The sequence below is a fragment of the Herbidospora galbida genome, from assembly GCF_005233835.1.
Lineage (GTDB): Bacteria > Actinomycetota > Actinomycetes > Streptosporangiales > Streptosporangiaceae > Herbidospora > Herbidospora galbida.
Genome location: NZ_SZQA01000011.1, coordinates 75,575 through 95,121, shown reverse-complemented (window position 1 = coordinate 95,121; position 19,547 = coordinate 75,575). Strand labels below are relative to the sequence as shown.

General features: G+C 69.8%; 21 protein-coding genes. 13 read left to right on the top strand and 8 right to left on the bottom strand.

The genetic code is table 11. From position 1 onward, the window contains the following. Positions 1-57: 57 nt before the first annotated feature. Both FDA94_RS13865 and FDA94_RS13860 read right to left on the bottom strand, forming a co-directional pair. Positions 58-987, bottom strand: coding sequence for an NADP-dependent oxidoreductase (locus FDA94_RS13865; RefSeq protein ID WP_246059861.1), 930 nt, complete (start codon positions 985-987; stop codon positions 58-60). Next, on the bottom strand, positions 975-1,613 hold the full coding sequence (locus FDA94_RS13860) for an HD domain-containing protein (protein ID WP_137247468.1): 639 nt from the start codon (positions 1,611-1,613) through the stop codon (positions 975-977). Before FDA94_RS13860 ends, FDA94_RS13865 begins: the two co-directional genes overlap by 13 nt. 351 nt (positions 1,614-1,964) lie before the next feature. Here FDA94_RS13860 and FDA94_RS41085 point away from each other — a divergent pair, with 351 nt between their 5' ends. From FDA94_RS41085 to FDA94_RS13845, 4 genes are all read left to right on the top strand, one after another. After that, on the top strand, positions 1,965-2,276 hold the full coding sequence (locus FDA94_RS41085) for a DNA ligase-like domain-containing protein (RefSeq protein WP_281286588.1): 312 nt from the start codon (positions 1,965-1,967) through the stop codon (positions 2,274-2,276). Next, a complete protein-coding gene (locus tag FDA94_RS13855) occupies positions 2,173-2,808 on the top strand; it encodes an ATP-dependent DNA ligase (protein WP_342778477.1) in 636 nt (211 codons plus the stop codon). The genes FDA94_RS41085 and FDA94_RS13855 overlap by 104 nt, the downstream gene beginning before the upstream one ends. Before the next feature lie 99 nt (positions 2,809-2,907). Further along, positions 2,908-3,444, top strand: coding sequence for a hemerythrin domain-containing protein (locus FDA94_RS13850; protein ID WP_246059860.1), 537 nt, complete (start codon positions 2,908-2,910; stop codon positions 3,442-3,444). Then, positions 3,441-4,649: a hypothetical protein gene (locus FDA94_RS13845; RefSeq protein WP_137247466.1), complete on the top strand. Its 1,209-nt coding sequence runs from the start codon at positions 3,441-3,443 to the stop codon at positions 4,647-4,649. The genes FDA94_RS13850 and FDA94_RS13845 overlap by 4 nt, the downstream gene beginning before the upstream one ends. Before the next feature lie 78 nt (positions 4,650-4,727). On the opposite strand, the gene FDA94_RS13840 is transcribed toward FDA94_RS13845, so the two are convergent. Beyond that, complete coding sequence (locus FDA94_RS13840) at positions 4,728-4,976, bottom strand: DUF2795 domain-containing protein (RefSeq protein ID WP_137247465.1); 249 nt, start codon at positions 4,974-4,976, stop codon at positions 4,728-4,730. 204 nt (positions 4,977-5,180) lie between these two features. Between FDA94_RS13840 and FDA94_RS13835 the strand changes: the two genes are divergently transcribed. The 5 genes from FDA94_RS13835 to FDA94_RS13815 all read left to right on the top strand — a co-directional run bounded on the left by FDA94_RS13835 (position 5,181) and on the right by FDA94_RS13815 (position 8,279). Further along, complete coding sequence (locus FDA94_RS13835; RefSeq protein WP_137247464.1) at positions 5,181-5,441, top strand: MBL fold metallo-hydrolase; 261 nt, start codon at positions 5,181-5,183, stop codon at positions 5,439-5,441. A gap of 318 nt (positions 5,442-5,759) precedes the next feature. Then, positions 5,760-5,972: a hypothetical protein gene (locus FDA94_RS39140; protein ID WP_170990924.1), complete on the top strand. Its 213-nt coding sequence runs from the start codon at positions 5,760-5,762 to the stop codon at positions 5,970-5,972. 114 nt (positions 5,973-6,086) lie between these two features. Then, positions 6,087-6,623 carry a DUF2243 domain-containing protein gene (locus FDA94_RS13825; protein ID WP_137247462.1) on the top strand — a complete coding sequence of 179 codons (537 nt, stop codon included), beginning with the start codon at positions 6,087-6,089 and terminating at the stop codon, positions 6,621-6,623. Then, the gene (locus FDA94_RS13820) at positions 6,623-7,423 is read left to right on the top strand and encodes a cytochrome c oxidase assembly protein (RefSeq protein WP_137247461.1); all 801 of its coding nucleotides are present in this window, start codon (positions 6,623-6,625) and stop codon (positions 7,421-7,423) included. The genes FDA94_RS13825 and FDA94_RS13820 overlap by 1 nt, the downstream gene beginning before the upstream one ends. 409 nt (positions 7,424-7,832) lie before the next feature. After that, a complete protein-coding gene (locus FDA94_RS13815; protein WP_137247460.1) occupies positions 7,833-8,279 on the top strand; it encodes a DUF4383 domain-containing protein in 447 nt (148 codons plus the stop codon). A 171-nt stretch (positions 8,280-8,450) separates the two neighbouring features. On the opposite strand, the gene FDA94_RS13810 is transcribed toward FDA94_RS13815, so the two are convergent. Further along, positions 8,451-8,996, bottom strand: coding sequence for a DUF308 domain-containing protein (locus FDA94_RS13810; RefSeq protein WP_137247459.1), 546 nt, complete (start codon positions 8,994-8,996; stop codon positions 8,451-8,453). A 230-nt stretch (positions 8,997-9,226) separates the two neighbouring features. Here FDA94_RS13810 and FDA94_RS13805 point away from each other — a divergent pair, with 230 nt between their 5' ends. Further along, positions 9,227-11,950 (top strand): helix-turn-helix transcriptional regulator, encoded by a 2,724-nt coding sequence (locus FDA94_RS13805; RefSeq protein ID WP_137247458.1) that lies wholly within the window; start codon positions 9,227-9,229, stop codon positions 11,948-11,950. A 127-nt stretch (positions 11,951-12,077) separates the two neighbouring features. Beyond that, positions 12,078-12,521, top strand: coding sequence for a VOC family protein (locus FDA94_RS13800; RefSeq protein WP_137247457.1), 444 nt, complete (start codon positions 12,078-12,080; stop codon positions 12,519-12,521). A gap of 99 nt (positions 12,522-12,620) precedes the next feature. Here the strand turns inward: FDA94_RS13800 and FDA94_RS13795 are convergent, their stop codons facing one another. Then, positions 12,621-14,234 carry a tannase/feruloyl esterase family alpha/beta hydrolase gene (locus FDA94_RS13795; RefSeq protein WP_137247456.1) on the bottom strand — a complete coding sequence of 538 codons (1,614 nt, stop codon included), beginning with the start codon at positions 14,232-14,234 and terminating at the stop codon, positions 12,621-12,623. 423 nt (positions 14,235-14,657) lie between these two features. Here FDA94_RS13795 and FDA94_RS13790 point away from each other — a divergent pair, with 423 nt between their 5' ends. Continuing rightward, positions 14,658-16,049: a sensor histidine kinase gene (locus FDA94_RS13790; RefSeq protein ID WP_170990923.1), complete on the top strand. Its 1,392-nt coding sequence runs from the start codon at positions 14,658-14,660 to the stop codon at positions 16,047-16,049. A gap of 132 nt (positions 16,050-16,181) precedes the next feature. Here the strand turns inward: FDA94_RS13790 and FDA94_RS13785 are convergent, their stop codons facing one another. After that, complete coding sequence (locus tag FDA94_RS13785) at positions 16,182-16,850, bottom strand: alpha/beta hydrolase (RefSeq protein ID WP_137247454.1); 669 nt, start codon at positions 16,848-16,850, stop codon at positions 16,182-16,184. A 173-nt stretch (positions 16,851-17,023) separates the two neighbouring features. Between FDA94_RS13785 and FDA94_RS13780 the strand changes: the two genes are divergently transcribed. Beyond that, the gene (locus FDA94_RS13780; protein WP_137247453.1) at positions 17,024-17,983 is read left to right on the top strand and encodes an AraC family transcriptional regulator; all 960 of its coding nucleotides are present in this window, start codon (positions 17,024-17,026) and stop codon (positions 17,981-17,983) included. Positions 17,984-18,610: 627 nt separating this feature from the next. Here the strand turns inward: FDA94_RS13780 and FDA94_RS13775 are convergent. Together FDA94_RS13775 and FDA94_RS40495 are read right to left on the bottom strand one after the other, a co-directional pair. Next, positions 18,611-19,282: a LysR substrate-binding domain-containing protein gene (locus FDA94_RS13775; protein ID WP_246059856.1), complete on the bottom strand. Its 672-nt coding sequence runs from the start codon at positions 19,280-19,282 to the stop codon at positions 18,611-18,613. Further along, the gene (locus FDA94_RS40495; protein ID WP_246059854.1) at positions 19,276-19,494 is read right to left on the bottom strand and encodes a helix-turn-helix domain-containing protein; all 219 of its coding nucleotides are present in this window, start codon (positions 19,492-19,494) and stop codon (positions 19,276-19,278) included. The genes FDA94_RS13775 and FDA94_RS40495 overlap by 7 nt, the downstream gene beginning before the upstream one ends. Between the last annotated feature and the right edge of the window lie 53 nt (positions 19,495-19,547).

Sequence of the window (19,547 nt, the reverse complement as noted above, 5' to 3'; positions counted from 1 at the left end):
GTCGCCGACCGCGCTGACACCGGGCCGTCGTGGTGCTGACACGGCCGCCGGGCTGGGTCAGGCCGCCACCTGGATGATCGTCTTCCCGGGCACGGCGGATTTGCGGGCGCATCCGTCGGCCGCCTCCGACAGCGGGCGCACGGCGCCCACCAGCGGCCTGAGCCGGCCGTCCCTGACCCGCTGGGCGAGGTCGGCCAGCCGGGCGCGGTCGGGTTCGACGACGAAGAACAGGGCCCGCCCGTCCTTGGGCCGCACGTCGGGCGGCATGGCGACGCTGACGAGGGTGCCGCCCGGCCGGATCAGTTCCGTCGACCGGGCCATGATCTCGCCGCCGATGACGTCGAACACCACGTCCACCTCACCGGCGTCCCGGACGTCCTCGGCGTCGAGGTCGAGGAAGGTCGTCGCGCCGAGGCCCAGCGCGACCTCGCGGTCGCGGGCCCGGCCGGTGGCGATCACGACGGCCCCCGCCTCCCGCGCGAGCTGGACGGCGATCGACCCGACGCCCCCGGCCGCGCCACTGATCAGGACGGTCTGCCCGGTCGTGAGGCGGGCGTGGTCGAACAGCCCCTGCCAGGCGGTCAGCCCGGAGATGGCCAGCGCGGCCGCCGTGGTGTGGTCGACGTCGGCCGGGAGGGGCGCCAGGTTTCGGGCCTCCACGGCGGTGAACTCGGCCAGGGACCCGTTCCTGGCCCAGTCGGTCAGGCCGAAGACCCGCTGGCCCACGGTGAGGCCGGTGGTCCCGTAGCCGAGTTCGGCCACGACCCCGGACAGCTCGTGCCCGGGGATGCTGGGCGTCCGGTCGCGCCCGGCCCGGTCGGTCCACGTGGCCGGCCAGTCGAGCTCGCCGGGGGTGAACCCGGCGGCGTGCACCCGCACGATGACATCGTTCTCGGCCGCGTGGGGATAGGGCATGTCGGCCAGGGTGAGGCCGTCGACTCCGGCGTCGCGCTCCCGCGCGATGACCGCGCGCATCAGCTCGGCCACTCGGAGTTCAGGATGCGCTCGACCGTCGTCGTCCGCCGGAAGCCGGGGACGAAGTGTTCGAGCACATCGGAGTTGACGGTCCCCACGGTGGTGTCCGGGCGGTCCTTCTGCCCGTCGACGTACTCGCGCAGGAACTCGTTCTTGAAGTCTCCCCGGGGATGGGCGGCGAGGATCTCGTTCAGCTGACCGTGGGCGAACCCGTCGAGCCCGAAGCCGACGATGTCGGTCAGCACGCCGAGGTGGACGGCCGCGATCTCCGGGGCCATCCGGCCCGGGATGCCTGGCGTGGTGTGCAGGGCGATGGCCGTCCAGACCGTGTCGGCGGCGGCCGCGGAGAAGCCCCGCTCGGCGAGGAACGCCCGCGCGTGGTCGGCCCCGTCGACCTCGAAGCGCTGCTCGACCTCGGAGAAGGGCGTCCGCAGGCCGGTGTCGTGGAACATGGCCGCCAGGTAGAGCAGCTCCGGGTCGGGCTTCACGCCGAGCCGGTTGGCGTGGATCAGCCCGAAGAAGTAGACCCGCCGGGAGTGGTGGTAGATGAGGGGACCGGTCATGTCCTGAGCGATCTTGGTCGCCTCGGCGACCGCCGTCGTCTCAGGGATCTCCAGCCCCGCGATGGCCTCTGGCATCGCCGCCGACCTTTCAGAAGGAGTGTCCGGCTTCCATGCTGCCCACGGATCAAGGCGCGGCGCCGCCCATATCCGGCCACAAATCCCTCATATGCCGACAAACACCCGGAGCTCCTCCAGCAGCCGACGGGCCATCACCATCCGCGCAGGTCTGGGTGATCCTCTCGCTGGGAACCGGCCACCTGGCAGGAGCGTCGCCCGAGAACGACGTAGGTGCGTTTGAGGGGACTACCAGCGTGAACATCCGTACAGAGGGGCCGATGCCGGCCCGTACCGTCGACCTTCCGCCCATGCCCGACGCCTGCCGCGGAGGCTGCCTTTTACGAGGCGAAGTACGACGGTTACCGGGCGCTGGCGGGGCTCGACGAGCACCGCGGCGTGCAGTTGGAATCGCGGCGTCAGGCGCGCCTGAACGAGAGGTTCCCCGAGGTCGTGACGGCGCTCCGGCAGCACTTGCCGCCGGGCACCGTCCTGGATGGGGAGATCGTGCGCTGGAGCGCGAACGGCCGGCTCGGTCGCCGGCGCGCTCCAACGCCGCGCCGGCGACTGAGCCCGGCACCTGGCCCGAACCGAGCCCTGTCACTACGTCGCCTTCGACCTGCTGGAAACCGATGGGACGGACCTGCGCGGCCATCCGCTGACCGAGCGGCGCAGACGCCTTGAGGAGTTGTTCGCCCACGTCCCGACCACAGGCCTACTGGCCCTGTCCATGCAGACTGCCGACCTCGCCGAGGCTCTGCTGTGGATGGAGATCCTGGCGCCCAAGGGCACCGAAGGCCTGATGATCAAAGCGGCGGCGGACCCCTACCGGCCCGGCGTGCGCGGGTGGTGGAAGTACAAGACCCGCATCACCACCGAGATGATCGTCGGCGGCGTCACCGGCACGCTCCCCCACCCCCAGGACCTCATCCTCGGCCGAACCAGTCGTCTCCACGATGGGCAAGCCGCCGAGCTGGCCGACCATCTGCACGCCGCACACGCCGATCACCCCTGGCCCGAGCTGCTCCCACCTCGATGGGCCGGGCTTTTCAGCTCGGCGACGCCCCTCTCGTACGTCCGGGTGCACCCCGATGTGGTGGTGGAGGTGCTGGCCGATGTGGCCCGCGACCACGGTCGCTGGCGGCATCCGCTGCGCTTCCTGCGACTCCGCCCCGACTTGTCACCGGAAGCGGTCCCCCACGGCTTCGATACCTAGCGTTACTGTCAGTAACTCTGGGTAAGAGTGGATTGTCCGAAGACTATGCCATATGTCCCGGTTAGGTAATCGTCGATGAATGCTCGGCCTACTGATGTGGTGGCCTTTCTGGTCCGCCAGCACGCAGAGATCAGAGACCTGTTCGCCGAGGTCGAGGCCTCCGAGGGGAGCGCCCGCGAGGAGGCCTTCCACCGGTTGGTCCACCTGCTCGCCGTGCACGAGACGGCCGAGGAGGAGATCGTCCATCCCTATGTGCGGCGGGTCGTCGACGGAGGCGACGCGATCGTCGACGACCGGCTGAGGGAGGAGAACGAGGCCAAGCAACTGCTGTCCGACCTCGACGAGATGGGCCCGCACCATCCCGACTTCCTCAAGCACCTGGAGGTGCTCCGCAAGGACGTGCTCATGCACGCCCGCGCCGAGGAGCGGTATGAGTTCATCCACCTGACCCGTGAGGGCGATCCCGCGCGCCTGGCGAAGATGACCGCGGCCGTGGAGGCCGCCGAGAAGATGGCGCCCACCCGGCCCCACCCGGGTGTCGAGTCGGCGACCAAGAACGTGCTGGTGGGCGCACCTATGGCGATCATGGACCGGGCCCGGGACCTCATCCGCAAAGTGATGGGTGAGGACAAATGACCTTCAACCCGCTGCGTGAGCGCGGCATCCCGTTGGACGACCAGCTCCGTACCTGGCGCGAGCTCGCGGTGATGCCGATCGACCCCGACGAGTCCGATCCCTACACCCGCTGCCGGATCATCACGATGAACGGCCTCGAGACCGAGGCGATCTTCTTCAGCCACAACATGGCCCGGCACTGCCCGGACGTGGAGATGAAGCAGCAGCTCGCGCGGGTCCGCTACATCGAGTCCCAGCAGCAGAAGGCGGTCAACTGGCTGCTGCCGGGGCTGGCCTCGGTACTGGAGACGACGATCGCCTACGAGCAGGTGGCGGTCGACCTGACCTCCTGGGTGGCCCGGATGGAGCCCGACCCGTACCTGAGGCAGGCCTACGAGTTCGGCGTGCTGGAGGACTTCGACCATCTCTATCGGTACGCCAACCTGTACGAGATGATCGAGCACCGCCGGGCCGAGAAGATCGTCGACGGGCTCACCGAGGTGATGCCGGGCCGCCCGACCTACCTCCAGCATCGCCACCCGGTCGACAACGTCCGGCAGAACTACGACCGGACCGTCGCATCGCCGATCTCCAAGCTGCACGCGCTCACGATCATGTCGACCGAGCAGCAGACCATGAACTTCTACATGAACGTCGGCCCGCTCTACATGGAACCGATCGCCCGGCAGCTCTACCAGGAGATCGGGATGATCGAGGAGGAGCACGTCACCCACTACGAGTCGCTCGTCGACCCGGGCGAGACCTGGTGGGAGATGCTGCTCAACCATGAGTACAACGAGTGCTACCTCTACCACTCGTTCATGGAGACCGAGAGCGACCCGAGGATCAAGGCGATCTGGGAACTCCACCTCAACATGGAGCTGGAGCACCTGGGACTGGCCGCAGAGGCGTTCAAGCGGTTCGACGGCCGTGACCCGGAGCAGGTGCTCGCGCCCGAACTGCCGGTCCCGGTGACCTTCGAGCCGAACAAGGCCTACCTGCGCGAGTTGCTGGCCACCCAGATCGACTACACGACGATCGGAACGGGCTACGTCCAGGAGGCGCACGAGCGCTTCGAGGCCATGCAGCGGGCCGTGCTCGACGACGAGAAGCCCGCCTCCGAGGTGGTCATCGCGGAGAACGCGATGAAGTCGGGGCACGAATACCGGCTGGAGACCGAGGGTCCGCACCCCGTGCAGAGCCTCCGGACGAACCGGCCCACCTGACGGGCCCAAACGGTCCTGGAAGCCCGCAGGGCTCCCGCCCGGCCAACCCACCGGGCGGGGAGCTCGGATGCGCGCGTTCTACCCCGTCATGCCCAGTTGGTCGGCGACCTCCTGGAGATTCTCGTATCTGCGGTCGGGGATCGAGCGGATGACGGCCAAGACCACGTCCGGCGCCCCTTCGGACTGGGCCTGCTTGAGCAGAGCCGCGCGATCAGCCGGGAACACATGCGTCCCGCTGATCCACTTGGCCAACTCACTGCGGCTGTCCACCTCGCCCGAGGTCATCCCCTCCGGCGAGCCGGGCTCGTGGGCGGCATCGGGTTGCATGTCAATGTCCTCTCATCGTGGTGAACATTGATCCCTACCCGCGATGACATGGGCAAACATCGGCTGAACGCGGGTTGGCCTCTGAAACCGGGGGTAGGGGAACCGACCTGGCCGAACAGCGTGCCACCTTGCCGGCTCCCCCTGAGGGCGCACCCAGCTCGCTGTCCCATCGGCACGCCGCCTGATCTCGCGCAAGGAACCGTCATGGACGAATCAAGCGTGCGATTCATCGGGAACGCGACCACGCTGATCCGCCACAACGGCTTCACCGTGCTCACCGACCCCAACTTCATGCACCGGGGACAGCGGGCCCATCTCGGATACGGCATCACCACCCGGCGGCTGCACGATCCCGCCATCGACGGGTCGAAGTTGTCTCCGCTGGACGCGGTGGTTCTCTCGCACCTGCACGACGATCACTGGGACCGGACCGCGAGGGACGGCCTCGAACGGATCACCACCTGATTTCCCGACATCGACCTGGCCATCGTCCACCTGGGCCACTGCACAAGCAGCCGTGAATCCGCCGGTCAGGGCTTTCCTGACCGGCCACCGGCGGACAACTCCCGGCCGATCTGGCAGCTTGGGGCGCGTCCCGTCGATCTCGGCGGGTGACGAGCACGCGCCGGATGCCGCCCGCTCAGCCCGCTGGTTCGTGGTGGGCCAGATCAGTGCGTACCGTCGGCACCACCGCACCCAGTTCCTCCAGGACCCGGGTCCTCTCGGGGGATGATGCGTTGGGGCGGCTGTTCGCCCAACAGACCGATTCGCCCGCCGGCCAGCATGACGACGCTCATGGCCCCGGTGGCCAGCAGGCCGCCGACCACACCTGCGCTGAATCTCCTCATCGGGTACCTCCCGGAGTTCGGCTCCTTGACGGGCGTGCGCTGGACGACGGCCGCGTCTCTTCACCATGTCCGAAGCCGGCTGCCCCGGGAACTGTGCGACCAGCTCGCCCTGCGGCTCGAACTGGCCGTCAGCTCACCCGATGCCTGAGGCCGTCGCAGGGGACGGCCAGCCGGCCCACGCTCGGCCCCCCTGAGCTGATTCCGCAGGTCGCCCCAGGGTAGTGCTCCGCATGGTGTTGATCTTCAAGAGACGGAGAGGGCCATGGTCGCTGCCACCGGACAGGTCAGAGCGGAGGATCACCCGGCCCGCCTGAGGTCGCCCGGGATCGTGCTCGGAGTGGGCTTGGGCGGGTTCGTCGACGGCATCCTGCTGCACCAGATCCTGCAGTGGCACCACATGCTGAGTAGCACGGACACCGACAACATCGGTGTGAAGTACTACTCGCCCCTCACCGTCCCCGGCCTGGAGATGAACACTCTCTGGGACGGCCTCTTCCACACCGTCTGCTGGCTGGCGGTGCTGACCGGCATCGCTCTCCTGTACGCCCGGGTCACCCACCGCAGGCGTCAGGTGTGGCGGTCCAGGGTGCTGTGGGGCTGGATGCTGGTCGGCTGGGGCTTGTTCAACCTCGTCGAAGGCGTCATCGACCACCACATCCTGGGCATCCACCACGTTCACGGCGGCCCCTACCAGCTCTGGTGGGACCTCGCCTTCCTCGTGCTCGGCGCGCTGCTGGTGGCCGGCGGGTACCTGCTGCAACGGGGCGGCCACGGGTCGGCCGAACCCCGGAGCACCTGATGCACGACCATGGCGGCGGCCCGTGGGAGATCCTGCTCCCCCTGGCCGGGGTGGCGCTGCTCATGGCCGCCTATCTGGTTCTGGCGGCGAGGGCGTGGCGGCGTACCGGCGTCCGCTCCGGAGATCGCAACCGTGCGCTGAGCTTCCTGCTCGGATGCGTCCTCCTCGGAGTGGCTCTGCTGCCTCCGGTGGCCTCCTTCGCGCACCACGACTTCCGCGGCCACATGCTCCAGCACCTTCTGATCGGCATGTACGCGCCCATCGCGCTGGTCCTGGGCGCGCCGATCACGGTGGCACTCCGGGCGCTGCCCACCGTCGCGGCCCGGCGGCTCACCGGCCTGCTGCACACCCGGCTCATCAGGTACCTGGCCCATCCGGTGACCGCCCTGCTCCTGAGCACCGGCACCATGGCCGCCCTCTATCTGACGCCGCTCTACACGGTCGCCACCGAGCATCCGGTTCTCCATGGGATCGTGCACGTCCATTTCCTGCTGTCGGGCGCGCTGTTCGCCTGGGCCGTCGCGGGGCCCGATCCCGCCCCGGGCCGCCCGGGGGTCCCGGCACGCCTGGTCGTGCTCGGCGTCGCCATCACCGCCCACGCGGTCGTCTCCCAGCTCATGTACGGCGGCTTCCTCGTCGACGTGCCGGTGCCCGTCGCGCAACTCCGCGGCGCCGGCGAGATCATGTACTACGGCGGGGACATCGCGGAACTCCTCCTCGCGGCCGCGCTGGTCACCACCTGGCGCCCAGCCCGCAAGCGGGCGGTGTTCGGCTCGCTCGCGTGCGACCACATTTCGTAGCCGGTCCGACGCGATGGGACACGACCTGACGGCTGGGCCCTAACCCTTAGGCAGGTCAGCGAGGCGTGGGGTGAGCTCCGAGAGGCTTGTTTCCGGTGCGGAGACGCTGGGCAGGGCCACTCGCAGACGCCGTGGACACGGATGGCATTCCTGCGGGGACAGAACTCACCCGTCCCTGAAGAACCGTCGCCAAGAATCATGGCCGGCGTCTTCGGAGCCATAGCGCTCATGGTCACTTCACTCGCATCACCTGCCGCAACCGCACATTCCGGCCGAAGCGGCACGCGGGCGCCATCTCGATCTCGCTTCAGAAGCGAGGAGTGGACGCAGAACACCGTCTTCCGCGCGCTTCGCCGCATGCCGCCACAGGCACGAACGCGCGCCACGTGAACCTCACAAGGAGAAGATCATGACCAGTACACGCGCAGAAGTCACCCGAACCCGCCTCCAACAGGCGTCACTGGCGGTCGGCGTCGTCTTTCTGATCATCGGCATCCTCGGCTTCATTCCCGGGATCACCACCCAGTACCAGTCCATGGAGGCCGCGGGCCACGAGTCCACGGCCATGCTGTTCGGCCTCTTCCAGGTGTCGGCGCTGCACAACATCGTCCACCTGATCTTCGGCTTCGCCGGCATCGCCATGGCGCGCACCTGGGACAGCGCCCGCCTCTTCCTCATCGGCGGCGGCATCATCTACCTCATCCTGTGGATCTACGGCCTCATCGTGAATCAGGAGAGCACCGCCAACTTCGTGCCCCTGAACACCGCGGACAACTGGCTCCACTTCGTCCTGGGCGTCGTCATGATCGCGCTGGGCGTCCTGCTGTCGCGGCACCCGAACCGGGCACGGGCGTAAAAGCACTCACCTCAGCGGCTACGTTCGCGCCGTCCTCCATCCCGAAGGAATGACATGACCCGAGTTCCTCGGCATCAGCTCTCCGCAAGAGGGACGGCTCACGGTCGGCGGGGCTGGGCCGGCACGTGGGCGTTCAGGGCATGGGGATAGGGGCCATCGTCAGGATGTCGATCAAGCCCGGGCGACCCGTGCCCGGCGACGCTGTTTCCAGGCCAGGGTCGCGGCCTGGATGACGAAGAAGGCGCCACCGGCCGCGGTGTACATGATCAGTGCGGTCAGGTCGGGGTCGTCGCTGACGGCGGCGATCAGGTAGGTGAAACCTGCGATGACCGAGAGGGCGCCGGCGATGAGCATCGGCCACTGACGGCCGAGCTCGGGGCTGCGGCGGCGGATGGCCACGGTCAGCTGAGCGGCACCGGAGACGACGGCCCAGAGGCCGAACACGAACAACACCGCGCCGACGCCGCTGATGGCGGCGAGGCCGAGACCGACGGCGGTCAGGGCGCTGAGCGCCGTGTTGAACACCTGCAACGTGCGGGCTGGAGTTCCAGGATCCTCGCGGACGTCGAACAGTGAGGCCACGACGTCGATGATCGGGTACGCGATGAGCAGGATCACCGAGACGGCCGCCAACGTGGTGTGGACGGCGGCGAAACCGGCCGACCAGGCGATCGCGACGAGGCCGCGGACGAAGTAGATGCGAAGGAGGGACGACATCGGAGATCTCCGCTTTCTTTCGGCTTTCCGGCTTTCCGAGGTACGGGAGTCACTGTGACCGCCCGTACCGGCCGACCGCCCCAGGGAGAGACCCTGGGCGGGACACTGGTTCCCGGCTCCCCAGGCCGGTCTCCGGCACGCCGGCATGGAGTTCCGGCACGTCACGAGGTCTGGTCCCATCTGTCCGTTGGGGACCGGGAGTGTTGTAGCCTCCCCGGCGGGGAGGTGGCGTGCCGATCAACACCAAGATCTCCGCGCTGCGGGGGCGGCGACGCGAGCAGGAGTCGCTCGACCGGCTGCTGCGTGACGTCCACGCCGGGCAGAGCCGAGTGCTGGTGCTGCGCGGCGAGGCCGGAGTGGGCAAGACCGCCCTGCTGGACTACCTGACCGAGGCCACGCCTACCGGCCAGGTGGCCCGCGCGGCCGGGGTGGAGGCGGAGACCGAGATCGCCTATTCGGCGCTCCAGCAACTCTGCGCGCCGCTGCTGGGCTGTCTCGATCGGCTGCCCGAGCCGCAACGGGACGCGCTCGCCACCGCATTCGGTCTCAGCACCGGTGACCCGCCGGATTCCCTGCTGGTCGGGCTCGCCGTGCTCGGGCTGTTCGCCGAGGCCGCGTCGGAGCGACCGCTGGTCTGCGCGGTGGACGACGTGCAGTGGATGGACCGGATGTCGGAGGTGATCCTCACCTTCGTCGCCCGCCGTCTGGACTCGGAGTCGGTCGCCCTCGTCTTCGTGACGCGCAGCCCCGGCGACGAACGGATCATGGAAGGACTGCCGGAGCTGCGCGTCGAGGGGTTGCCGGACGCGGACGCGCGGGCCCTGCTGGACTCGGTGCTGCCCGGGCCGGTGGATGCCCGCGTACGCGACAGGATCGTCGCCGAGACCCGCGGCAACCCTCTGGCCCTGCTCGAACTGCCGCGCGGTCTCACGCCGGCGGAGCTGGCGTTCGGGTTCGGCGGACACAGCGCGACGCCGCTGGTGAGCCGGGTCGAGGAGGGCTTCCAGCGGCGCATCGCCGCGTTGCCGGCGGACACTCGCACGCTGCTGCTCACCGCCGCCGTCGAACCGGTCGGCGACGTGCCGCTGCTGTGGCGCGCGCTCGAACGGCTGGGTGTCGGGCTGGACGCCGCCGCACCCGCGGCGGTCGCGGGCCTGATCGACATCGGGACCCGGGTCCGGTTCCGGCATCCGCTGGTTCGCTCGGCCAGCTGGCGCTCCGCCGAGTCCGCCGAACTGCGCGCGGTGCACCGGGCCCTCGCCGAGGTGACCGACCCCGAGCAGGAGCCAGACCGCCGTGCCTGGCACCGGGCGCACGCCGCGTTGGGGCCGGACGAAGAGGTCGCCGGCGAACTGGAGCGGTCGGCCGACCGGGCGATGGCCCGTGGCGGCCGGGCCGCGGCCGCCGCCTTCCTGGAGCGCGCGGCCGAGCTCACCCCCGATTCGGCGAAACGCGCCGGGCGCGCCCTGGCCGCCGCGGCGGCCCGATTCGCCGCCGGAGCACTCGCCGAGGTACCGGAGTTGCTGGCCGCCGCCGAACTCGGTCCGCTCGACCTGGTGCAGCAGGCCCGGGTGGAACGGCTACGCGCCAAGGTCGCGTTCGCGCTCAACGCCGGACGGGCAGCCGGGCCTCCGCTGCTCGTGGCCGCACGCCGCCTGGAATCGCTGGATCCCGCCGCGGCCCGGGAGACCTACCTGGCGGCGATCGGCGCGGCCGTGAACGCGGGGCGGCTCGGCGGCGCCGACCTGCGCCGGGCGGCCGAGGCCGCCCGCGGCCTTCCCCCGGGCGGGGAGCCGGCCTCTCTGCTCCTCGCAGGTCTGACGACGTGGAGCCTGGAGGGGCACGCGGCGGCGGTGCCGCTGTTCACCCGCGCCCTGGCCGCGGTCAGTCCGGAAACCGAACTGGACCTGGTCTGGCTGAGCGGAATGGTCATGCACGAGGTCTGGGACGACGTGGCATTTCTCACCAGGACCGAGCAGGCCGTCGGCTACGCCCGTGAGACCGGCGCGCTGTCCCTCCTGCCGAGTGCGCTGACCTTCCGCGCCACCGCGCTGATCTACGCCGGCCGCTTCGCCGACGCGTCGGACCTGCTCGACGAGGCCGAGGCTCTCGGGAACGCCACGGGCTCGCCACCGTATCCGGCGACCGCGGTCATCCTGGCCGCGTATCGCGGACGCGAGGAGCCGGCGCTGGAGCTCAACGAGGCTCTGGTCGGCCATGCCCGGGAGTCCGGCCTGGGCTGGTTGCTCGCCGTCGCCGGATACAGCAGAGCGTTGCTGTTCAACGGCCTCGGCCGGTATCCGGCCGCGCTGGAGGCAGCCCTTGAGGCGGCGCGGTACGAAGACCTCGCCGTCCTGCAGTGGACGCTCGGAGAGCTGGTCGAAGCCGCCGCACGCGCCGGGGCGGACACCGTCGCGGCCGAGGCGCGTGACCGCCTCGCCGCCCGGACACGTGTCGTCGACACGAGCTGGGCACGCGGCGCCCAGGCTCTCGCGGACGCGCTCGCGGGCCCGGCCGGGTCTGTCGAGGAGTACTACCGGGAGGCGATCGAGCAGTTCGCCGCGACCCGGCTCGGCCTGCAACTGGCGCGCGCTCGCCTGCTCTACGGTGAGTGGCTGCGACGGGAGGGCCGGCGGGCCGACGCCCGGGTGCAGCTGCGGATCGCGCACGAGACGTTCACCACGATCGGTGCGGACGGCTTCGCGGAGCGTGCGAGCCGGGAATTGGCCGCCACCGGCGAGACGGTGCGCAAGCGGATCCTGGGTGCACGGGAGGAGTTCACCCCGCAGGAGGCGCAGATCATGCGTCTGGCCGTGGCGGGGCGCACCAATCCGGAGATCGGCGCTGTGCTGTTCCTCAGTCCGCGTACCGTCGAATGGCATCTGCGCAAGATCTTCACCAAGCTCGGCATCGGCTCCCGCCGCGAGCTGGCCTCTGCCCTGCGCGACCGGTGACCCCAGGGCCGTCACCCAGGGCCGTCACCCAGGGTGTCACCCTGGGGCGACCGTCCTGCTCCGCAGGCGATCGTGAAGGCCAGATGCCGGACGGCATCGCCGAGATCGCGGAGGAGTGGAGACAGTGGTGGACTACCTGCTTGAGGTGATCGTGCTGCCGGTGGCCGACGTCGACCGGGCCAAGGAGTTCTACAAACGGATCGGTTTCCGCGAGGATCTCGACTACGTCGATGGTCAGGACTTCCGGGTCGTGCACTTCACCCCGCCGGGCTCACACTGCTCGATCGTCGTGGGCAAAGGCATCGGCACCGCCGCGCCCGGGTCGGCGGAGAACGTGCACCTGATCGTGCGCGACATCGAGGAAGCCCGGGCCGACCTGGTCGGCCGCGGCGTCGAGGTCAGCGAGATCTTCCACGACGCGGACGGCGTCTTCCACCACGCGGGCGACGAGAAGCGTGTTCCCGGCTTCTACCCCGGCCGCCTCTCGTACGGCTCGTTCGCCTCGTTCAGCGATCCCGACGGCAACGGCTTCCTGCTGCAAGAAGTCACCGAGCGCTTCCCCGGCCGCTGAAGCCGAACGATAGACGCGCCGACCGGGTGACGACGACAGACGATGCGCCGGGTCCTCACCGGACCTGGCGCATCGCTGTCGGCCGGCGGCGGCCTGAGGTCAGGCGGTGGCGCAGCGGTAGTTCGCGGCCGAGGCCGTATCGCCGTGGCCGGTGTAGCGGGCCACCATCGGGTAGCGGCAGATGTCACGCGTGACGGTCTTGCCGTCGGGGCCGGTGACCGAGGCTGCGAGGGTGGCCGGAGCCTGGCCCTTCTCCACCCAGTCGATTAGGGCGCCCAGGTCGTCGGTCGGGAACGGGCCGGTGCCGCCGATGCAGTGGGTCACGCCGGGCGGCAGGAACAGGCGGTAGAAGTCGTCGACCCGCTTGTCGCCGCCGAAGACCCGGTTGACCCGCTCGCGGTAGGCGACCGTGCCCTGGGTGGGCACCAGCTCGTCGCTCTGGCCGTGCCAGCTGAGCAACTTGCCGCCGGCCTTCGCGAACGCGGACAGGTTCGGGTCGTCGGCGCCGATGACGTCGTTGAACCGCAGCTGCGACGTCCGGAAGATCTGCGCGAACGACGCGTAGGTGAGCTTCGTGGTGTCGAACGACGGGTTCCGCGTCACGAAGTACTTGACCCAGCTGTCGGCGACGAAGAACGGCGCGCCGGGAGCGGCCAGGGCGGCGAGGCTCGCGCCCTTGTTCGGCCCGTACCAGAGCTTCTTACCGGAGGAGGAGACCGGTCCGGCCCAGATCTTGCGCACCGCGTCGGCGGTGGCACGGGAAATCGTGATCTCTTCGCCGTCACAGACGATCTTGGTGCCGGTCAGCCGCCGGGCGTCCCAGTGGCACTCCTGCGGGGAGTCGATGATGCCGTCCTTGACCCCGTCGAGGGTGTCACAGGCCTTGACCGCCGCGGTGGTGAACGCCGCCAGCTCACACTGGGTGGGCGCGACCTTCTCCTCGTTGAAGACGGCCTGCGACCAGAGCGTGGCGACCGCGAACCGGTCCCAGTTGATCGCCGGCGCCTTGGCCAGGATTCCGTCGAAGTCCGTCGGGTGATCCTGGGCCTCCTGGTAACCCTGACGGCCGCCGGTCGAACAGCCGTTCCAATACGAGTAGCTCACGGATCGGCCGTAGAACCTCTTCGCCACGTCCTTGCCGATGACGGCCATGTCGTGCACCGAGCGGGAGGCGAAGTTCTTCAGCAGCGGGGTGTCGACCTTGCCGTCCGGGGTGAGTGCCCAGCCGCTGACGTCGAGCGGGTTCGCACCGACACCGGCGTCGGTGGCCGCGGCGACGTAGCCGGCCTTCACCGCGCCGACCAGCGGAGCGCCGCTGAGGTCACCGGCGAGGTAGGCGCTGCCGCCGGTGGCCTGGAACCTTCCGTTCCACTTCTTCGCGTCCTGGGGCAGCGAGATCCTGATGTCGACGTGGTCGTTCGCGCCCGGGTGGCTCACCGTGACGGTGAAGTCGCACCAGGCCGGCACGTCGGTGAGCGTCTCCTCGGCGGGGTGCAGCGGAGGAGCGGCGGGGAACGTGACGGTTCCGCCGGCGTGGGCGACCGCCTTCACCGACTCCACCTTGGTGCCGGAGGGCGCGGAGACGGGAACCGTGGCACAGGTCGTGGCCGCTACGGGGCCGCTGCCGTGGGAGACGGCGTCGGCGGCCGTCGGCACCAGCACCACCACCGCCGATACTGCCGCCGCCATCAGGGCGATCAAGCGTCGTTTCATGCCCGACATACTCATCTTGGACCCGCGGGCCTCGCCCCAGGCAACACCCTGGGGTGCGACCCTGGCCGAGCCCGCGGGGTAAACCTGGTGCCGTGCCGGTCGACGCGGCGCAGCAGCCACACGCCGCCCTGCCTCTTGCGGTGATGGCCACCGGGTCGGCCTGGTCCAGGGCCTGGAGCCAGTCCAGCCAGACGGCGGCCACGCGATCCGCCGCGGCGGCCGCGAAGAGTCGTCCTGGCAGCCGGCCCGGGAGTGGCCGCCGTCGTGTGCCGACGAGGCGCGGCCCTTGCCCTGCTGATGAGACGGGATCGGCGGAGGGCGGCCGGCGTTGACGCAGTATTGCCCCTGCCTGTGCCGGGGCCCAGCCTGCGCGTGAACACCCGGCTGCGTTCCAGGTGCTCAACTGGTCGGGGGGATTGGGACATGAACACCTGGCACCGCATTTCGATCACGAAGCGGATCACGCTGTTCGCCGGCGTGCTCGCAGTGCTGCTCTCGACGCTTCTGGTCGTGACGGTCATGGCCGCGTTCCACCGGTACGCCACTGACACGCTCAAGAACGAGCTCTCGGCCACCGGCGGGCACCTGATCATGCATGTCGAGCGCGGGGAGGCGTTCACGTCGGCCGTCTCCCAAGTGGACCACAAGGTCCAGATCGTCGACTCCGGTGGCGTGGTGGTGGCGTCGACCCCACAGCTGACCGCCCGGCCGGTCATGGCCCCCTTCCCGACGGATGGCAGGAAGATGTTCTCCTCCGTCGTCTGCGGAGGAGCCTTCAAGCCTGGAGAGTGCAACCTTGTGGTCGCCCAGGAGGCGCAGCAGGGGGGCCGGGACTGGCTCGTCTACGTCGCCTCCCCCGCCATCCCGATGTATGTGGTCCCGTGGGTGGCGGCCACAGTGGTGAGCGTCGCGGCGGTGCTGGCCGCGGCGGTCACGTTCCTGGCCTACCGGGTCGTCGCCAGCTCCCTGCGTCCCGTCAGCCGCATCCAGAGCGAGCTCGACCGGATGAGCGACCTCACCCTCGACCGCCGGGTCCCCGTTCCCCACAGCAGGGACGAGATCCACGACTTGGCGGAGACCGTCAACCGGACGCTCGCCCGCCTACAGGCCGCCATGGCGCAGCAGCGCCATTTCACCTGCGACGCTTCCCACGAGCTGCGCACGCCCATCGCCGCGATCCAGGCCGAGGTCGAGGACGCCCTGTACGCGCCGGAGGAGACCGATGTCCCCACGCTGGGCGCCAAGGTCCTGCGCAGTCTCCGTAGGCTGCGGGTGATCGTGGACGACCTGCTGATCATCGCACGGCTGGAGTCCGAACGCCCGGTCGCGTGCGAGCCGACGGACCTTTCGGAGCTGGTGGCCGCCGAGCGTGAATGGCGGAATCACACCAGCGCCAAGACCGTCGAGTATCGGCTCGAACCTGGCGTGATGGTGATGGGCGACCGTGCCGCGCTGTCGCGTCTGCTGGCCAACCTGGTCGACAACGCCGAGCGATACGCCGCCACCACGGTGGCCCTCCAGGTTCGGCGCCTGCCCGTCGGCAGGCATGACCCCCATCGGTTTCCGCAGGGTGTCGCGATGCTGGAGGTGATCGACGACGGCCCGGGCATCGCGGTGGACAAGCGGGAGCTGGTCTTCCAGCGGTTCGCCCGGCTGGACACCGCGCGCGACCGGAATGCCGGGGGCACCGGTCTCGGCCTGGCGATCGCCCGGCAGATCGCCGCCGTCCACGGCGGCACCCTGCACGTCGAGGACGCCGGCAAGGGCGCTCGCCTCGTTCTCCGCCTCCCCGCCCTCTGCACGCGTGAGTCCTGACCTTCTACTACGGCGCCGAAGGCGTCGGCCACCCCCAGGTACCCGGCCCGATGACCATCCGGTCCCTCCAGCCCCCGGCATCGTTCCGGTGTTCTCGCGGCACGCCGCGGCCGGCGCTGCCGACGAAGCGGCTCAGGCGGACCGCACGATCTCGTCGATGAGGGCGGCCAGCCGGCGCGGCTGGGACAGGAAGGGGGAGTGACCGCTGGAGATCCGGCGGATCTCGGTGGCCTGGGCTGCCATCTGCTCCTGCAACGCGACCGGGATGGCCTTGTCCTCCCCGGTGACGATGTAGGTGGAGGGGATGTCCCGCCAGGCGGCCGCGTCGACCTTCTCCGCGAACGACAGGACGGTCTGATCGGCCAGCTCGCTCACCGCCTGCTCGGCCTCGGGTTCCGGCAGGTCGGCGTAGAGCGCCTCACGCGGGTCCTCCGGGAGCGGGAACAGGCCGCTCGTGTCCTCGGGGTCGGGAAGGCCGTGAAGGCTGTACATCGACTGCCCCTTGTCGGGCATGTACGCGGCGAGGTAGATCAGCCGCCGGACGTTGCCCGCTCCGGCGGCGGCCTCGGTGACCGGGATGCCGGCGTAGGAGTGGCCGAGCACTACGACCGGCCCCTCGACCGACGCGAGTTCCCGAGCCAGCACGGCGGCGTCGTCATGCACGCCCGCGGTGGGCTTGTCACCGGCGCTGGGCAGAGCGGGGGTACGCGTGGCATAGCCGAGGGCGTGCAACTCGGTCTCGAGCTTCGCCCAGGCCTTCGGCTGGTGCCAGGCGCCGTGGACGAGCATCACGGTAGTCATGATCTGTCTCCAGGGGTCTCGTGTGATGGGTGTGCAGCCCGTCTGGGGGGAAGACCCGGCGAGGATCACGGCGAGCGGCATGGAGGCGGACCACGCCGTTGAACGGGTGCGGCGGAACCGAGGCTAGGCGGTAGGAGTTGGACTTGGAATGATCCAGGCTCTAACGTTCTTGCGTGAGCGTCCAACTTACCGACCCTTTGGAAGGCATCCTCACACTTGTGGGCACGACTGGCCACATGTCCACCGGGCTCGTGGCGGGTGGCGAGTGGGCGTTGTCGTTCAGGCCACGGCCGGCGGTCAAGTTCAACGCGGTGCGCCGGGGCAGTTGCCTGCTGACCGTCGACGGCGTGCCGGAGCCGATCGAACTGGCGGAGGGTGACTGTTTCCTGCTGACCCGGCCACTCGGCTTTACTCTGGCCAGTGGTCCGGGGCTGCCGCCGATCCCGGCCGGTCCGTTCTTCGCGGCGGCCACTGACGGCGTGGCCCGGGTGGGGACCACCGAGGACGTGGTCTTCAGCGGTGGCCGGTTCGACTTCGGTGAGCGGGCCCAGGAGCTGTTGCTCGACGCGCTGCCGCCGGTGATTCACGTGCTCGGCGGCACGCCCGAGGCCGCGACCGTGCGCTGGGCGCTTGAGCAGATCGACGTGGAACTGCGCGACCGGCCGCTCGCCTCGACCCTGGTCACCCAGCATCTCGCCCTCGTGATGCTGATACACCTGTTGCGCCTGTCTCTGACCGCCGGTGGGCCGGGTATGGCGTCCGGCTGGCTGGCCGGGCTCACCGATCCGGTCGTGGCCCTGGCGCTGGGGGCGATGCACGCCCGACCGGCCCACGCCTGGACGGTCGCCCAACTGGCCCAGGTCGCCGCGGTGTCCCGGTCGACACTCGCCGCCCGCTTCAAGCGCACCGTCGGACAGGCCCCGCTCGACTACCTGACCGGCTGGCGGATCGAACTGGCCGCCGCGTGCCTGCGCCGCGGCGACGAGACCTTGTCAGCCATCGCCGACAAGGTCGGCTACGGCTCGGAGAGCGCGCTGAGCAGCGCGTTCAAGCGGGTCACCGGCGCGTCCCCGCGAGAGTACCGCCGCCGGGTCGCCCTGGCCGACGGCGGTCGCGGTCGGCAGCGGCCGTAAGGGCCCGCGCATCCTGCCCGACCTCGCCGGGTCCGGCTCCACCCGCCACTCAGCTGCGCCTGAGATCTACTCGCTCATCGAGCTGTCTTCACCACTCTGACGACGCCACCTCAAGAGGCCAGGCTGACAGCAGAGGGCCCAGATCGCGGATGATCCCGGCCAGTGCCCGGATGGGCTCGTTCTCCGCCCCGCTGCGCCAGCGCGTACGGCAGCGGCTCCATGTCGGTGACCGGCAGGTAGGCGATGTGGGCCGGGTCATGGCCTCTTCCGCGTCCCGGACCGCGGGCCGCGCTCGATCTGACGTCGGCGCCGGGTGAAGCGTGGAGCGCAGGCGTCATACCAAGTAGCCGGGCCCGGTGTCGGCGTGCGGGCGAGGGGATGGCGGACACTACGACTGCGACGGCCGCCCGTTCTAGGACCTGACTCGCATGGGCCCGCGCCACCACTGTGCATGTGGTTGCAGAGGGTGCCAGAACTGACCCCCACGATCGCAGGTCCCGCGCTGCCCGGATGATCTCGGTGGTGACGACGCTGGGCCGGCCGCTGACCCGATTCCGTCCGCGTTGTGGATCTCCAATAGACGTTTGTCGACGAGGTGAGGCCGTGGGCGACACGTCGGAGCTGCGGTCAGTCTCGAACGAACGCACTGGCTGAAGCGCGTAGCGCGGCGACGACAGCCATCACGGCAGGGTGTGCGGCGGCGCCACGGCGATACCCGATGCGGGTGCGCCGCCGGGTCGGCACGGCGATCAGCCTTACCGGGTGTTTCGATCCGGCCGCCAGTTGGGGCACTAGCGCGACCCCTTGATCGGCGGCGACCTGGGCGAGCACGGCGTCGAAGTCGTCGATGTGGTGGCGTGCTCGGGGGGTGAAACCGGCGGCCCGGCAGACCCGTAGAGCGGCCTCGTGACACAACGTTCCAGGGGTGGCCAGGATCCACTCGGTGTCGCGGGTGTGGGCGAGGGTACTGATCGGCGCATCCACCGCAACGGCCAAGTACACCGTCTCGTCGAGCAAGGCCACCGATTCCAGCATCGCGTCGGCGACGGCCGGCACCACGTCGTAGTCGTGCAACAACCCCACATCGAGTCGTCGGTCAAGCAGCGCGGCAGGCTCCGCGATGGGATCCAGCTCGCTGACCGACAGTTCCAACCCGGGATAGTCGCGACCTAGGGCAACCAGCGCCGCAGGCAGCACGGTACGTACGGCGGTGGGCTGGGCGCCGACGCGCGCCACGCCAGTGGGCTCCGAACTCACGGCGGCCAGCGCCGCGGTGGTTTCCTCCATGGCGTTCAGCACCACCGCTGCGTGACGAACCAGCACCCGCCCGGCCGCCGTGAATTGCACTCGGCGGCCATTGCGATGCAACAGCGCCACACCGGCTTGCGTTCCAACGCGGCCAGCTGCTGGGACACCGCCGAAGGCGTGTAGGCGTGGACGGCCGCGACGGCGGCGATCGTGCCGAGCCGGTCCAGGTCGCTCAGCAGCCGCAGCCGGCGTACGTCGAGCATCAGCTTCCCTTACGGATAAGCGAAGTAATCGGAGCTGGATCTTACGGTTTTTG

Excerpts from the sequence above, each read along its gene's own strand:
- FDA94_RS13860 (WP_137247468.1), bottom strand. The coding sequence starts at position 1,613 with ATGCCAGAGGCCATCGCGGGGCTGGAGATCCCTGAGACGACGGCGGTC.
- FDA94_RS13795 (WP_137247456.1), bottom strand. The coding sequence starts at position 14,234 with ATGAAACGACGCTTGATCGCCCTGATGGCGGCGGCAGTATCGGCGGTG.
- FDA94_RS39140 (WP_170990924.1), top strand. The coding sequence starts at position 5,760 with ATGACGACGCTCATGGCCCCGGTGGCCAGCAGGCCGCCGACCACACCT.
- FDA94_RS13820 (WP_137247461.1), top strand. The coding sequence starts at position 6,623 with ATGCACGACCATGGCGGCGGCCCGTGGGAGATCCTGCTCCCCCTGGCC.
- FDA94_RS13810 (WP_137247459.1), bottom strand. The coding sequence starts at position 8,996 with ATGTCGTCCCTCCTTCGCATCTACTTCGTCCGCGGCCTCGTCGCGATC.
- FDA94_RS13845 (WP_137247466.1), top strand. The coding sequence starts at position 3,441 with ATGACCTTCAACCCGCTGCGTGAGCGCGGCATCCCGTTGGACGACCAG.
- FDA94_RS13840 (WP_137247465.1), bottom strand. The coding sequence starts at position 4,976 with ATGCAACCCGATGCCGCCCACGAGCCCGGCTCGCCGGAGGGGATGACC.
- FDA94_RS13785 (WP_137247454.1), bottom strand. The coding sequence starts at position 16,850 with ATGACTACCGTGATGCTCGTCCACGGCGCCTGGCACCAGCCGAAGGCC.
- FDA94_RS13825 (WP_137247462.1), top strand. The coding sequence starts at position 6,087 with ATGGTCGCTGCCACCGGACAGGTCAGAGCGGAGGATCACCCGGCCCGC.
- FDA94_RS13835 (WP_137247464.1), top strand. The coding sequence starts at position 5,181 with ATGGACGAATCAAGCGTGCGATTCATCGGGAACGCGACCACGCTGATC.
- FDA94_RS13790 (WP_170990923.1), top strand. The coding sequence starts at position 14,658 with ATGAACACCTGGCACCGCATTTCGATCACGAAGCGGATCACGCTGTTC.
- FDA94_RS13815 (WP_137247460.1), top strand. The coding sequence starts at position 7,833 with ATGACCAGTACACGCGCAGAAGTCACCCGAACCCGCCTCCAACAGGCG.
- FDA94_RS40495 (WP_246059854.1), bottom strand. The coding sequence starts at position 19,494 with ATGCTCGACGTACGCCGGCTGCGGCTGCTGAGCGACCTGGACCGGCTC.